Origin of the sequence: Roseovarius sp. 217 (genome assembly GCF_000152845.1) — a bacterium.
Classification (GTDB): domain Bacteria; phylum Pseudomonadota; class Alphaproteobacteria; order Rhodobacterales; family Rhodobacteraceae; genus Roseovarius.
Map to the genome: position 1 here is coordinate 3161306 of NZ_CH902584.1, position 14709 is coordinate 3176014.

14 protein-coding genes are annotated in these 14709 nt (G+C 60.8%); 5 read left to right on the forward strand and 9 right to left on the reverse strand.

The window, feature by feature from the left end; translation table 11 throughout:
* Positions 1 to 15: 15 nt before the first annotated feature.
* Both ROS217_RS15110 and cysG read right to left on the reverse strand, forming a co-directional pair.
* On the reverse strand, positions 16 to 327 hold the full coding sequence (locus ROS217_RS15110) for a DUF2849 domain-containing protein (protein ID WP_009818652.1): 312 nt from the start codon (positions 325 to 327) through the stop codon (positions 16 to 18).
* Between the two features lies 1 nt (position 328).
* Positions 329 to 1723, reverse strand: a complete 1395-nt coding sequence (gene cysG, locus ROS217_RS15115; RefSeq protein ID WP_009818653.1) for a siroheme synthase CysG — start codon at positions 1721 to 1723, stop codon at positions 329 to 331.
* A gap of 145 nt (positions 1724 to 1868) precedes the next feature.
* Between cysG and ROS217_RS15120 the strand changes: the two genes are divergently transcribed.
* Positions 1869 to 2330, forward strand: coding sequence for an Lrp/AsnC family transcriptional regulator (locus ROS217_RS15120; protein WP_009818654.1), 462 nt, complete (start codon positions 1869 to 1871; stop codon positions 2328 to 2330).
* Between the two features lie 76 nt (positions 2331 to 2406).
* Here ROS217_RS15120 and tpiA read toward each other — a convergent pair whose 3' ends face one another.
* The 6 genes from tpiA to ROS217_RS15150 all read right to left on the reverse strand — a co-directional run bounded on the left by tpiA (position 2407) and on the right by ROS217_RS15150 (position 6805).
* A complete protein-coding gene (gene tpiA / locus ROS217_RS15125; RefSeq protein ID WP_009818655.1) occupies positions 2407 to 3159 on the reverse strand; it encodes a triose-phosphate isomerase in 753 nt (250 codons plus the stop codon).
* Between the two features lie 42 nt (positions 3160 to 3201).
* A complete protein-coding gene (locus ROS217_RS15130; protein ID WP_009818656.1) occupies positions 3202 to 3552 on the reverse strand; it encodes a HesB/IscA family protein in 351 nt (116 codons plus the stop codon).
* Positions 3553 to 3581: 29 nt separating this feature from the next.
* A complete protein-coding gene (locus ROS217_RS15135; RefSeq protein WP_009818657.1) occupies positions 3582 to 3944 on the reverse strand; it encodes an SUF system Fe-S cluster assembly protein in 363 nt (120 codons plus the stop codon).
* A 123-nt stretch (positions 3945 to 4067) separates the two neighbouring features.
* Positions 4068 to 5486, reverse strand: coding sequence for a 30S ribosomal protein S6--L-glutamate ligase (gene rimK, locus ROS217_RS15140; RefSeq protein WP_009818658.1), 1419 nt, complete (start codon positions 5484 to 5486; stop codon positions 4068 to 4070).
* 150 nt (positions 5487 to 5636) lie between these two features.
* Entirely contained in the window at positions 5637 to 5915 is a 279-nt protein-coding gene (locus tag ROS217_RS15145; protein ID WP_009818659.1) for an NfeD family protein, read from the reverse strand.
* Positions 5915 to 6805 carry an SPFH domain-containing protein gene (locus tag ROS217_RS15150; protein ID WP_009818660.1) on the reverse strand — a complete coding sequence of 297 codons (891 nt, stop codon included), beginning with the start codon at positions 6803 to 6805 and terminating at the stop codon, positions 5915 to 5917. The genes ROS217_RS15145 and ROS217_RS15150 overlap by 1 nt, the downstream gene beginning before the upstream one ends.
* Before the next feature lie 110 nt (positions 6806 to 6915).
* Between ROS217_RS15150 and tgt the strand changes: the two genes are divergently transcribed.
* Positions 6916 to 8040 (forward strand): tRNA guanosine(34) transglycosylase Tgt, encoded by a 1125-nt coding sequence (gene tgt, locus ROS217_RS15155; protein WP_009818661.1) that lies wholly within the window; start codon positions 6916 to 6918, stop codon positions 8038 to 8040.
* A 50-nt stretch (positions 8041 to 8090) separates the two neighbouring features.
* Here the strand turns inward: tgt and ROS217_RS15160 are convergent, their stop codons facing one another.
* Complete coding sequence (locus ROS217_RS15160) at positions 8091 to 9257, reverse strand: sugar-transfer associated ATP-grasp domain-containing protein (RefSeq protein WP_009818662.1); 1167 nt, start codon at positions 9255 to 9257, stop codon at positions 8091 to 8093.
* A gap of 280 nt (positions 9258 to 9537) precedes the next feature.
* Between ROS217_RS15160 and ROS217_RS15165 the strand changes: the two genes are divergently transcribed.
* The 3 genes from ROS217_RS15165 to lon all read left to right on the forward strand — a co-directional run bounded on the left by ROS217_RS15165 (position 9538) and on the right by lon (position 14681).
* Positions 9538 to 10614, forward strand: a complete 1077-nt coding sequence (locus tag ROS217_RS15165; RefSeq protein WP_009818663.1) for an alkene reductase — start codon at positions 9538 to 9540, stop codon at positions 10612 to 10614.
* Between the two features lie 148 nt (positions 10615 to 10762).
* On the forward strand, positions 10763 to 12079 hold the full coding sequence (locus tag ROS217_RS15170) for a PAS domain-containing protein (protein ID WP_009818664.1): 1317 nt from the start codon (positions 10763 to 10765) through the stop codon (positions 12077 to 12079).
* A 190-nt stretch (positions 12080 to 12269) separates the two neighbouring features.
* Positions 12270 to 14681: an endopeptidase La gene (lon, locus tag ROS217_RS15175; RefSeq protein WP_009818665.1), complete on the forward strand. Its 2412-nt coding sequence runs from the start codon at positions 12270 to 12272 to the stop codon at positions 14679 to 14681.
* The last annotated feature ends 28 nt before the right edge of the window (positions 14682 to 14709 follow it).

The following is a 14709-nucleotide window of genomic DNA, read 5'->3' on the forward strand; positions in this document are numbered from 1 at the left end:
TTAGGAGGTCCCGGGTCAAGCCCGGGACAGTCCTTCGGACTGTTTGCCGTGAAAGAGGTTCGAGGGGCCCTTGCGACGAAAATCCTCGCGGAAATGGGTGGGCTCCGGGCCGTTCTGGCCGGGATTGACCTCGGCCAGATAGGCACCGACGATCTCGCCCACGCGGGCCTGTGCCTGCAGGAGGCGATAATCGGCATCGGCCTCGTCGGTCAGCACCTCGGCCTCTGCCAGATCGCGCGCCCATGTGTCGGCGGCGGTGAGATAGACGACATCGCCCTCGATCAGGGCATTGGCGGTGACGACCTTGGGGATAAATTCGCGGGCCATATCAGGCAAGCTCCTGTTTCGATTGGTCAATCTGGGCCTCTGCCGCGCGGGGCGCGAGACCGAGGAAGGTGAGTGCGGGGCCGGTGATCGCGGCCTGGGCCAGATCAGCGGGCAGACGGTCAAGCGTCGTCGCCACGATGCGTTGATCGGGGCGGCTGGCGTTCTCGATCACGGTCACGGGGGTGGCGCGGTCGGCCCCGTGCATGATCAGGCGACCTTGGATGAAGCGGGCAGATTTCTTGCCCATGTAGATCGCCGCCACTTCGCCCGGACGGGCCAGCGCGTGCCAGTCGTGATCGGCAAAGCCCTTCATGTCATGGCCGGTGAGAAAGCGTACCGAGGCGTTGCGGCCGCGTTTTGTGAGGCTCTGACCGATGCTGGCGACCGAAGCAGAGGCAGCGGTGATGCCGGGGACCACATGCCACGAGATACCGGCGGCGGTGACGGCCTCGATTTCCTCGTCCAAGCGGCCAAAGACGGTGGGATCGCCACCCTTGAGGCGCACGACCTGCGCGCCGGTGGCGGCATGTTCGACGATCAGCGCGTTGATGGCGTCTTGCGACATCGAGGCACCGAAGCCCTCTTTGCCCGCGTCAATCAGGATCGCTTCGCGGCGGGCGAGTTCGAGGATTTCGGGCGTCACGAGCCGGTCGTGGATCACCACATCGGCGGTGTCGAGTGCCTTGCGGGCCTTGAGAGTCAAGAGTTCCGGATCACCGGGACCGGCACCGACAAAGGCCACATGCCCCTCGCGTTCTTCCTCATTTTTGTGTTTTTCAAGAATGGCTTGAAGCGCGACTTTAACGTGCTCCTCACCCCCCTGATCCATCGCGCGAGGACCGGCGTTGAAATAGTAGTCGGCCCAGAACTCGCGGCGGCGGCGGCCCATGGGCAGCACATCGGCGGCCTTGCGGAAGGCCTTGCCGAGGCGGGCAAGGGGGCCGAGGGTGGCGGGCAGGCGCGCCTCGAGATCGGATTTGATCGCGCGGGCGAGCACCGGCGCCGCGCCTTCGGTCCCGATGGCGATCGTGACCGGGTCGCGGTCGACAATGGCGGGGGTGATGAAGTGGCTATCCATCAGATTATCAACGATATTCACCAAGGCACCATCTGCGCGGGCGAGGGCGGAGGTGCGGGCATCCTCGACGGCATCCTCATCCGCGGCGTAAAACAGAACGGCGCAGAGGGTATCGCCGGGCTGCATGGCGCGCCGGATCAGGTGCAGACGCCCCTCGGATGCCCATTGCTCGATCTCGGGTGCAGGATTTGGTGTGAGAACGGTCAGATGCGCCTCGGTCTTGAGCAGGAGGCGCAGTTTCGCCAGCGCTGCCTCGCCGCCACCCGACAGGACGATGCGGCGGCCTTCTACGGCGAGAAAAATCGGAAAATGTTTCATCTGACGGGTCCCGAGATCGGTTTGACTTCACCTGTAATATAGGAAATATTCCCACCTGAGCGCCATATGCTGGCGTCAATAAGGACATGCGTTCCATTCTGTATCAGAGTTGGATGGAATGTTTCGACATAAGGAAGAAATGAGAATGGCTGTTCGCCTTGATGATCTGGATCGGAAAATCCTCATTCAGTTGCAGGAGGATGGCGGGCAGTCGCTGGACGACATCGCCAAGAATGTGGGCAGTTCCAAGACGCCGGTGTGGAACCGGATTCGAAAGATGCGTGAGGCGGGGGTGATCCGGCAACAGACCTATCTGCTCGATCCCGAAGCGCTTGGGTTTGAGGCCTGTTTTTTCGTGCTGATCCGCACATCAGAGCATGATGCAGGCTGGCAGGCGGCGTTTCTGAAGGCACTCAAGGAGCGACCCGAGGTGCAGGAGGCGCATCGGTTGGCAGGGGATATCGACTATATCCTCAAGGTGCGGGTGGCCAATGCGCGGGCCTATGACGTGTTCTATCAGGCCCTGATTTCAGAGGTGAAGGTGCATAATGTGACAGCACTCTTGTCGATGGAAGAGATCAAGTCGACCACCATGTTGCCGCTCTGAGCGGGACGTTGTGGGACGGCTACCGTCTATGTTTCGTGGAGTCCACGGTCGCGATTTAGTGATATGAATGAAAGGGTTACACGGCGTTCTCAAGCGCTGTGATGATTGGCGAGAAGTCGTGAGCGGTCAGGCTTGCGCCGCCGACGAGCGCACCGTCGACATTGGCAATGGCAAAGATGTCGGCGGCATTGCCGGGTTTGACCGATCCGCCATAGAGCAGGCGAAATCCCATGGCGGCATCGCGGCCGAAACGGTCGCCAAGTTGTGCGCGCAAGAAGGCGTGCACTTCGGCGATCTGAGCGGTGCTGGGGGTGAGGCCGGTTCCGATGGCCCAAATCGGTTCATAGGCGATGACGGTATTGGTGGCGGTGGCGGTGTCGGGCAGCGACTGGCGGAGTTGGTCCGCGATCACATCAAGGGTTTGCGCCGCCTCGCGTTGAGCCAAGGATTCGCCAAGACACAAGATGGCGATGAGGCGGGCGGCATGCGCAGCGGACACTTTATCGGCAACCAAGCCATTGGATTCGTTGTGACCCTGGCGACGCTCAGAATGTCCCAAGAGGACGGCTGTGGCCCCTGCATCGGCGAGCATTGGGGCCGAGAGATCACCGGTATGGGCACCGGAGGCGGCGCTATGGCAGTCCTGCGCGCCAATCTGGAGGGGGCTGTCGGCAGAGAGGCCGGCAGCCTGCACAATCAAGGTGGCGGGGGGGCAGATCAGGATGTCGATCTGTGGGGCGGGATGAGTGGCGATGAGAGTTTGAAGCTCTGTCAGGCTGGCGTTGGTCCCGTTCATCTTCCAATTGCCAGCGGCAAGCTTGCGTCTCATGCGTGTATTATCCAGTAATATCAGATTCTAGTGAGGCAAAGCTCACGTGTCCGCAAACTTGATCGACTCGCCACAGCCGCAGGCTTCGGTCACGTTGGGATTGTTGAAGACAAAGCCGGATTCGAGCAAGGAGGTCTTGTAATCAATCTCGGTGCCGAAGAGGAACATCTGGGCCATGGGCGCAATCATCACGCGCGCGCCCTCCTGTTCGACGACTTCATCATGGGGGTCGATGTTCTTGACATACTCCATCGTGTATTCCATGCCCGCGCAACCCCCTTTCTTGATGCCAATCCGCAGCCCCTGATGGGCGTCGCGTTGCATCAGGAGCATGATCTGTTCCGCGGCGGCGGGAGTCATGGTGACGGCTTGTTTTCCGGGAATGCCAAACATTAAGTTTGCCTTTCAATCGGTTGATTTGGTTACATGAAACCAAGTTCGAGCTTGGCTTCGTCGCTCATCATGTCCATGCCCCATGGCGGCTCCCATACGAGGGCGACATCGACCTGCTTGATCCCGGCCAAGGGTTCAATTGCCTCGGCCACCCAACCGGGCATCTCGCCGGCGACCGGACATCCGGGAGCGGTCAGGGTCATGGTGATTGAGACCGTGTTTTCGGTATCAATATCAATGGTATAGATCAGTCCGAGGTCGTAGATGTTCACCGGAATCTCGGGGTCATAGACCGTGCGGCACGCCTCGACGATCTGATCGTAGAGCGGGTGATCGGTGCTTGAGGGGGCGATCAGGGGTGCCCCCTCGAACGGCTCTGAACTGTTCATCATATCGTTTCCTGCCGGTTATCCTGACCAAACATATAGGATTTATAATGGCCCGCGTCCAGAGGGGAGCGGGAGAGGGCATAGGGATCTGCGGGTATACCGTAGGGGCATGCAGTGACTATCTGCTTAGTCGCTGGATGTGTTGGATTTGCGCCGTCGGACTGGAACCGGGCGGACGCGGGTTTCGATCATCTCGTAGAGCGCGCCGGTGATATTCTTGCCGGTCGACCCTTCGATACCCTCAAAGCCGGGGGAGGAATTGACCTCGAGCACCTTGGGGCCATTGTCGGACCGCAGCAGGTCCACGCCTGCCATGTTGAGATCAAAAACACGGGCCGCGCGAATGGCGGTGTCGCGTTCATCCTTGGTGATGCGGATGGTCTTGGCGGTGCCGCCCCGGTGCAGGTTGGAGCGGAAGTCGCCCTCGGCACCGGTCCGCTTCATGGACGCCACGACCTTGCCGCCAATCACGAGGCAACGGATGTCTTCACCGGCGGCTTCCTTGACGAAATCCTGCACGAGGAAATTGGCCTTGAGGCCGCGAAAGGCGTCGATCACCGATTCGGCGGCCTTTTTGGTCTCGGCCAGAACCACGCCTTTGCCTTGGGTGGATTCGAGCAGTTTCACGATCAACGGTGCTGTGCCAACGAGGCCCATCAGGTTGGCGGTGTCCTTGGGCGAGGCGGCGAAGGCGGTGTTGGGCATGCCGACCTGCGCGCGTGCCATCAGTTGGTGGGCATAGAGCTTATCCCGGCTGGCGATGATGCCTGCGGAGGTGTTGACACAGAACGTGCCGATGGTCTCAAATTGGCGGATCACGGCGGCACCGTAGGCGGTGACGGATGCGCCGATGCGCGGGATCACCGCGTCATAGCGCGGCAAGCGTTTGCCGTCGTAATGCACCTCGGGGGCCAGCGCGTTGATCGCCATGTAACAGCGGGTGGTGTCGATCACCTCGACGGTGTGACCGCGCGCCTCGCCTTCTTCGACAATGCGGCGCGTGGAATAATTATCCTCGCGGCTGAGCACGGCGATGCGCAGCGCGCGCTTGGGTTGGGCGGTGCGCATTTTCGAGGTGTGATAGACGTCATAGCTGAGTTCGGGTTGCAGAAAGCGGTCAGTGGCGACGATCGAGATGTGATCCTTGAGCGCCTGACGGCCCAAGAGCATGCGCGAGGCCATGGTGGAGCGATTGGTCAGGGTGATCTCAATCGGCCATGTGTCGCCATTCACCGAAAGTTTGGAGGCGATGACATAGCGCAGTTCGCGCTCGCCATTGGACGAGGTGACATCACGCCGGTCGATGATCGGCGCAGAGCAGGGGATGATGAGATCGTCGCGACCAGGGATCGGGTGGACGGTAAAGCGGACCTTGGGGCGGGCCGAGGGGCCGAAGGTTTCGATGTCAAAGGCATGCAGGGCAGAGGTGCGCGCGCCGGTATCCACCTTGGCCTTGATCGCAGGCACGCCGAGATCGGGCAGGGCCACCCATTCCTCCCAGCCGAATTGCAGGGGCTGGGGCATTTTGGGGTGGTCGTCGGTCATCGAGGCGGGCTCCTTGTCTTGGGCGCGGTGGGTCGGTGGTGTCGTGTCGGACCGTATGGGGGAAGTATGACAGCATTATTCAACCTGAATCTCAAGCACACGGGCGGAATGCCGCGCGCCGGAGTGGCTATCTGGCTTGGTGCTAGTCTACTACTTGTTGATGTCGTCGTGGATCACGCGGGTCTGATCATCAGTGGATTTGAAGAGCCTGCGCAGGATCACCCAAGCGACCAGCGACAGGCCCGCAAAGACCGCGAGCAAAGCGGTTAGCCCCAACTGGAGTGGTAGAAGGACCAGAAGTGCGGTCACGGCGGCCCCGATGGCGAAGCCGAGAAAAATGAAGCCGGGCACGAGCACTTCAAGGATGGCAAGGCAGAGGGCGGCGGCCAGCCAGACCCACCAGAGACCCCAAATCGCAAGGCCCGCCATCAGCCGCGCCCTTTGAGCATGTTGAAGGCATTGCCAAAGGCCTCGAGCGCATGGGCTGGCACGAGGATGGTGTTGGAGGAGGGGCTGTTGCCAAGGGTGTTGAGGGCCTCGACCTGTTTCAGCGCGACCTGATATTGCGCGGCCTCCAACCCGTTGGCGGCGATGGCGGCGGCGACGACGCCGGTGGCATAGGCCTCGGCGTCGGCCTCGATGCGGCGGGCCTTGGCGGCCTGTTCGGCGGCGTAAAGCTCGGCGTCGGCCTGAAGTTCGACGGCGCGCTTGTGGCCTTCGGCCTCGGTCACCTGCGCGCGGCGGGCGCGTTCGGCGTTGAGCTGTTGCAGCATGGCCGATCGGGTCGCCTGATCAAGGTTGACATCAAGGATTTCGGCGCGGGTCACTTCGATACCCCAGTCATCGACTGCGTCTTCGACCAGTGATTTGATGGTGGTAATGAGCTGCGAGCGGTTGGATTGCACCTCGTCGAGGTCCATCTTGCCGATTTCGGCGCGCACGATACCGGCCACGGTGGTGGCAATCGCACCGTCGACCTCGCGGATGCGGTAGACGGTCTTTTCGGGATAAAGGATGCGGTAGAACACCGAGGTTTCGACCTGCACCAGCACGTTGTCGCGGGTGATGGCGTCCTGGCTCGCGTTGGGCAACTGGCGTTCAAGAATTGAAATCTTGTGCCGGACCACATCGAGAAAGGGCACGATCAGGTTGATGCCGGGGCCAAGCACCTTGTGCAGCTTGCCAAAGCGTTCGACGACATATTGCTCGGACTGGGGCACGATCTTGACCCCGCGAAAGATAACGATGATCCCCAGAAGCGCGATGAGGAGCCAGACGATATTTGCGGAAATCAGGTTTAGGATCATGTCTTCGGTCATGGGAAGTCTCACAATGGGTCAGCAATGGGGCGGCCAAGACGGCATTTTACAAGGCAGGGTAAACCGCTTTAAAGGGGGGCAAAAGGGCTAAAGCGATGGGAAGCAGGGGCATGCGGTTCGGGTTCGAGAAACTGGCACAGGATGGGGCGGCGCGGGCGGGGGTGATCCACACGCCGCGCGGCGAGATCCGCACGCCGGCCTTCATGCCGGTGGGTACGGCGGCGACCGTCAAGGCGATGATGCCTGAAAGCGTGCGCGCCACGGGGGCGGATATCCTCTTGGGCAATACCTATCATCTGATGCTGCGACCGGGGGCCGAGCGGATTGATCGGCTGGGCGGGTTGCACCGGTTCATGAACTGGGAGCGGCCAATATTGACGGATTCGGGCGGGTTTCAGGTGATGAGCCTTGCCGGGTTGCGCAAGCTGACGGAGCAGGGTGTGACCTTCAAGAGCCATATCGACGGGTCCAAGCATGAGTTGACGCCGGAGCGGTCGATGGAGATACAGCGGCTGCTCGGGTCTGACATCGTGATGTGTTTTGACGAATGCCCCGCCTTGCCCGCGAGTGACAAGGCCGTGGCCGAAAGTATGCGGCTGAGCATGCGGTGGGCGGCGCGGTCCAAAGACGCGTTTGGCGACCGTCCCGGTCATGCGCTCTTTGGTATCATGCAGGGGGGTGTCACGCCGGAGTTGCGCGAAGAGAGTGCCGAGGCGCTGAAGGCCATCGGCTTTGACGGGTATGCCGTGGGCGGTCTGGCCGTGGGGGAAGGGCAGGAGGCAATGTTTGGCGTTTTGGATTACGCCACGGGGTTCTTGCCCGAGGATCGCCCGCGCTACCTGATGGGGGTGGGCAAGCCGGATGACATCGTGGGGGCCGTCAAGCGCGGCATCGACATGATGGATTGCGTTCTGCCCAGCCGGTCGGGGCGCACGGGGCAGGTGTTTACCCGACATGGCGTGGTCAATATCAAGAACGCGCGGCATCAGGACGACCCGAGGCCATTGGACGAGGCCTGTGGGTGTCCGGCCTGCCGCAATTATTCCCGCGCCTATCTGCATCATGTGTTCCGCAGTCAGGAGATCATCAGCTCGATGCTGCTGACATGGCACAATCTGCATTATTTCCAAGTGATCATGGCGGAGATGCGCGCGGCAATTTCCGAGGGGCGGTTCTCCGCTTGGGAGGCGGCGTTTCACGCGGCGCGGGCCGAGGGGGATATTGAACCGCTGTGAGGCGGCACATTCGCGAAGCGGAGCAATCTGTCACTTGGTCCGGCCTTGGGTCACCCCTTGGCCAATCGCAAAAGGCCGCGTCGCCGCACGGGTTCAAACTTGCATCCGTGGGATTCAAAGAAAGCGCGCACTTTTGGGGTAAGCATGCCGCGTCCGCTTGCGTATTGGGGCAGGTCAAAGCCGCCACCATAGTTCAATTCAACCACGACTGGCCCGTCCTCGGTGATCGCGATATCGGTGGACTGATAGCGGATCGGCGCAAAGATCTGGGCCGCGCGGGCGTTGATCGCGATGAGCTTGTCCCAATGCGGCAGGGTGCGGCCCATAAGGCCCGGGGTATGGGGATGGTCTTGGTGAAAGGTGACTTCGGGGCCGTCACGCTGTGCAACAGTGAGGATTTTTCCGGTTGCGACATCCACTTCGCAGGCAATGTTGCCGGGACGCCAGAACGCATCGGCGATATTCGCGCCTTGTGGCAGCTTGATGATCGCAAGCGGGCAATAAACCCCGTCATCAGAGACCATGTTGACCATGCGCACGGTGGCGAGCGCTGAGGCGTAGTCTGACAGGTCACTGTGATTGGTGAGTGTGCTCTGCAAGAGATAGGCATTGGTGCCGATGAAGTCGTTGAGAAAGCTCTCATAGGTCATCGGAGCATGGCCCGTACAGGACAGGTGTGTGGCGTCCGCTGTCTCAATCCGGAAGGCACCGAAGCTGACCATGCCGTTGACGATCTTGCCAAAAAGCCCGTTGTCGAGATTTGCGAGCACAAGGTTGCGCATAGCCTCTGGCGTGGAAATCTTGGTCAGCCCCGGATAGAGACGCCCGGACCGGTCAATGACCGCAAGCGTGTTCGGCACAGCAACCCCGCCAAGCGCCATCAGGGTGCCCGCGACGGCCTTGTCTTCGGCTGCGCCGGCCCAGAGTTGGTTGTTGCAGGCATGGGTGATCGGCCAATGCAGGTCGTTGGAGATATAGGCCGCGCGCTCTGCGTCGGTGTGATCGTCGTAACGGTAAAGCCCGTTGCGGACATATTCCACCATGTTGAGGCGGCTGTGCGACTTGGCCATGCGATTGAATTCACGCTGAATCTGGAACACGGAGCGCCCGCTTTTGCGGGCCGCATAGATCAGCAAGTCCTTATGGGTGCTGTCACGGGCCGAGAGGTAGCTTTTTTCGTCGAGCGCAGCGGCGGACATCGCATTCTGACTGTTCATCTTATGCTCCTATAATACCATTACTGGGTCAATTGTCCCGGATTTGAGAACGATAATTGCAGCGAACTATGGTCGAATTAGGGCGTCAGAGGCGCATTTCTTGGGGTTCAGGCGGCTGTCAAGTGGCGCTGTTGTGCGTTTTTGCGAGGCGTCCTGTGAGGCAACGGCGCGGCGCCGCCTCTTGGGTTGGGTTCGGCGCGTGCCTAACTTATCACCAGTCCAAGGGGTGACGTTGAACTGCTCACCCTAGTCTGTGACCGTAACACTGCAGGAGCTTTCCATGAGCCGCAAACTGTTTTCCCCCGCCAAGGCCGGTGATCTTGATCTGGCCAATCGGGTCGTCATGGCCCCGCTGACGCGCAACCGCGCGGATAATGAGACGGGCGAGGTCGGTGATCTGCACGTCACCTATTACGCGCAGCGCGCCGGGGCCGGGTTGATCATCACCGAGGCCACGCAGATCAGCCCTGAGGGCAAAGGCTATGTCGGGACGCCGGGAATCCACAGCCCCGAACAGGTGGCGGCGTGGAAGAAGGTGACGGACGCGGTGCATGCCAAGGGTGGCAAGATCGTCATTCAGCTTTGGCATGTGGGGCGGATCAGCCACACGTCCTTGCAGCCGGATGGGCAGGCCCCGGTCGCCCCCGTGGCCGTCGCGGCCAAGACGCAGACCTTTACGACCGCCGGGTTCGAGGACACATCGACGCCGCGCGCGCTGCGTGCTGATGAGATGTCGCGCGTGGTTGCGGATTATGTCCACGCGGCCAAAGCGGCCAAAGAGGCCGGGTTTGACGGGATCGAATTGCACGCCGCCAATGGCTATTTGCTGGATCAGTTCCTGAAGGATGGGCCGAATACGCGCGAGGATGCCTATGGCGGATCGGTCGGAAACCGCGCGCGATTGCTGTTCCAGGTGTTGGACGGGCTGGAAACGGTCTGGGCACCGGGGCGGATCGGCATTCGCCTGTCACCGTGGTCGGGGTTCAACGATGCGACGGACAGCGATCCCGATACCAGCTTTGGCTGGGTGGTGGAGCAGCTCAATCGGCGCGGTCTGGCCTATCTGCACCTGATCGAGGGCAGCACCGGTGGGGCGCGTGAGGGGGCGTTTGACGCGCTCCGCGCCAAATGGACCGGTGTCTACATGGCCAACAATGGCTATGACCGCGATCTGGCGTTGACCCGCGTTGAGGGGGGCAAGGTCGATCTTGTGGCCTTTGGCCGGCCCTATATCGCCAATCCCGATCTGGCCGAGCGGTTGGAGCAGGATGCGCCGCTCAATGACGGTGATCAGGCGACCTATTATGGTGGCGGGGCTGAAGGGTATATTGATTACCCGGCGCTTGAGACCGTCTGAGATCTGATGCCTGCGCGCGGTCCCACGGGCCGCGCGCAGAGTTGGCGCGATAAATGCAGTGTCGAAGCATGTCTCTTGGGACGACTGGGCCGTGGCGATGCGCGTGGAGGTCTGCGCGCGTCGGGGTGGCCCTAAAGTTGTAAGGCGCATGACCGTTGATACGAGAGCGCAGCCTGCTATCGCTGAGCTGTCGGTCCATGAAACGATGCTGCACGAGGTGGAAATGCACTCAAGCGTCCCAGATTCCGGCCAACGGGCCGATGCAATTGTGATTGATCAAGACGTTCCCTTTGGGATTGGTGAGTTATTCTTTTCGCGCACCGATACGCGCGGGGTGATTCAGGCGTTCAATCCTGTGTTCCTCCGGGTCGCGGGATATAGCGCGGCGCAGTTGACCCATGCCCCGCATAAGGTGATCCGGCATCCGGACATGCCCAAGGGCGTGTTCTGGTTGATGTGGGACGGGTTGAAGCGTGGGCATTCCGTCGGAGCCTATGTCAAGAACCGGGCCAAGGATGGCCGGTTCTATTGGGTCTTCGCCGTGGTGTCGCCGGTTGCGGGGGGCTATTTGTCGGTGCGGTTGAAGCCGACGAGCCCGCTCTTTGCCACTGTAAGAGAGGTCTACGCGCGCGCGCTGGAGCGGGAGCGGCTGGAGCGGTTGACGCCCGAGCAGAGCGCGCAGTCGATCGAGGCCGAGATCGTCGCGGCGGGGTTTGCCAATTACGGGGCGTTCCAGATTGACGCATTGCGGTCCGAGCATGGTGCGCGGGAGACGCAAAAGCACGCGGTCTGTGCCGATAATTTGCTGGCCTCTGGGCATCTTCTGGACGTCAAACGGCAGATTGACACGGAACTGCGGTCGCTTTGCCTCAATCTCAAAGAGGCCGAGTTGATCACCACGAATATGAAGATCCAAGCCTGCAAGCTGCGGTCGGACAGTGGGCCGATCAATGAGATTGCCAAGAACTACGAATTGATGATGCGCGAAATCCGCAGTCATCCGCGCGTGGTCTACACGCTGCGCGAGGATCGCGGCACCTGGGAGGTGAATGACGAGGCGCGGTCTGTGTTTCTGATTGTCGTGGCCGATCTCATGGCGGAAATGTTCGAGTTCTTCAGTGTGGAAGACACCGGGTGCGCGCGCGACGGCGAGACCAGTGAGGTTGCTGTGATTGCCGAGTTGAGGGATCGGTATCGGCGCGAGGCGGACCGCGCCACGCAAGAGAGCTACCGCGCGGTGCGGCAACTGGCGGCGGATGCCGAAATGATCCGGCGTATGGTGACAGGGCTGGCCATGGTGCGTGTGGTTTTGCGGGTCGAGGCAGGGATTCTGCGTGAACGTCTGGCCGGGTTGCAATCCATTCTGGGTCAGTTGGACCGATTTCACGATCAGGTGGGCGAGGCGCTGGAGCGGATTCAGGACGCCGTGACGGTCCTGTTGCGGGATCGGGGCGTCGTTGCGTGAGGCGGATCGGCTGTGAAAGATCGACCGGGCTGTGATGCGCTCTTGTGCCCGCGCGGATCAACAGGCAAACTTTGCCGAATCTGTTGAAACCTGACGGGCCGCGCCCCAAGTTAGGCTTAACGAAACGGAGAGGGCTGTGGTTGCCGCCGCGCGGGACCGATGCTCTCTTGCCAAGAACAGGAAAACGAGCATGCAAGATACCCTCAACGCCTCTTACCCGGTTCTGCCGCTCCGCGATATCGTGGTATTCCCGCATATGATCGTGCCGCTCTTTGTGGGCCGCGAGAAATCGGTGCGCGCGCTGGAAGAGGTCATGTCTGATGACAAGCAAATTCTGCTGTCGAGCCAGATCGACCCGTCTGATGATGATCCGAATGAAGCTGGCATTTACCGCGTCGGCGTCTTGGCCAATGTGCTGCAACTGCTGAAATTGCCCGATGGCACCGTCAAGGTGCTGGTCGAGGGCGTGGCGCGGGTGCGGATCACGGACTATTTGGCCAACTCCGATTTCTTTGAGGCGAAGGCCGAGTATCTGAGCGAGATACCGGGTGATGCCACCACCATCGCGGCGCTGTTGCGCACGGTGGGGGATGAGTTCGCGCGTTATGCCAAGGTGAAAAAGAACATTCCCGATGAGGCGATGGCGGCTGTCACCGATTCCGAGGAACCCGCCAAGCTGGCCGATCTGGTGGCGGGTCATCTGGGAATCGAGGTGGGCCGCAAGCAGGAGTTGCTTGAGACGCTGAGCGTGAGCGAGCGGCTGGAGAAGGTGTATGGCCTCATGCAGGGCGAAATGAGCGTCTTGCAGGTCGAGAAGAAGATCAAGACTCGCGTCAAGAGCCAGATGGAACGGACGCAGCGCGAATATTATCTGAATGAGCAGATGAAGGCCATTCAGAAGGAATTGGGCGATGGCGAGGATGGCGCGGGCGAGATTGCCGAGTTGGAAGAGCGGATCGCGGCCACCAAGCTGAGCAAGGAGGCCGCCGAAAAGGCGCAGGCCGAGCTGAAAAAGCTCAAGAACATGAGCCCGATGAGCGCCGAGGCCACGGTGGTGCGCAACTATCTCGATTGGATGCTGAGCATTCCGTGGGGTGTGAAGAGCCGCACCAAGAAGGATTTGCACAAGGCGCAAGACGTGCTGGATGACGATCACTATGGTCTGGAAAAGGTCAAGGAACGGATCGTCGAATATCTGGCCGTGCAGCAGCGCAGTCAGAAGCTGAAAGGCCCGATCATGTGCCTTGTCGGCCCGCCGGGTGTGGGCAAGACAAGCCTTGGCAAGTCTGTGGCACGGGCCACGGGGCGCGAATTCATCCGGATTTCGCTGGGTGGGGTGCGCGACGAATCCGAGATCCGGGGCCATCGTCGGACCTATATCGGGTCGATGCCCGGCAAGATCATTCAGGCGTTGAAGAAGGCCAAGACCACCAACCCGCTGATCCTCTTGGATGAGATTGACAAGATGGGGCAGGATTTCCGGGGTGATCCGGCGTCGGCGATGCTCGAGGTGCTCGATCCCGAGCAGAATTCGACCTTTGTCGATCACTATCTTGAGGTGGAATACGACCTGAGTAACGTGATGTTCCTGACCACGGCCAACAGCTATAACATGCCGGGACCGCTTTTGGACCGGATGGAGATCATTCCGCTGGCGGGCTATACCGAGGATGAAAAGCGCGAGATCGCCAAGCAGCATCTGCTGGACAAGCAGGTCAAGAACAACGGTCTCAAGAAGGGTGAGTTCACCCTGACGGACGGCGCTTTGACGGACATCATCCGCTATTACACCCGTGAAGCCGGGGTGCGGAGCCTTGAGCGTGAGATTGCCAAGCTGGCCCGCAAGGCGGTGACGCGGATCATCAAGGGTGCGGAAAAGACGATAACGGTCACGTCAGAGAATATTGATGATTTCCTTGGCGTGCGGAAATACAAATTCGGTCTGGCCGAAGAGAGCGATCAGGTCGGTGTTGTCACCGGGCTTGCCTATACGAGCGTGGGCGGCGAGTTGCTCAACATCGAGGCGCTGCGCCTGCCGGGTAAGGGCCGGATGAAGACCACAGGCAAGCTGGGCGATGTGATGAAGGAGTCGATTGATGCGGCGTCAAGCTATGTCCGCTCTGTCGCACCCGAATTGGGGATCAAGCCGCCCAAGTTCGAGAAATGGGACATTCACGTCCACGTTCCCGAAGGGGCGACGCCCAAGGATGGTCCGTCGGCAGGCCTTGCGATGGTGACATCCATCGTGTCGGTGCTGACCGGGATTCCCATTCGCAAGGATATCGCCATGACGGGCGAGGTCACGCTGCGCGGCAATGCGCTGCCCATCGGCGGCCTCAAGGAAAAGCTGCTGGCGGCGCTGCGTGGCGGGATCAAGACCGTGATCATTCCGCGTGAGAACGAAAAGGATCTGGTCGAGATTCCGGACAATGTGAAAGCGGGGCTCAAGATCATTCCCGTCGATCATGTGCGGGACGTGCTCAAGCTGGCGCTGGTGCGTGCACCCGAGCCGGTGGAGTGGGATGAAGAGGCCGAAGAGGCCGCCGCCGCCGAGGCCGCGCTGAAATCCGGCGAAGAGGGCCGGGGTGCCGTGGCGCATTAAGACGCGCAGCCCCTTTCTGATCAGACAA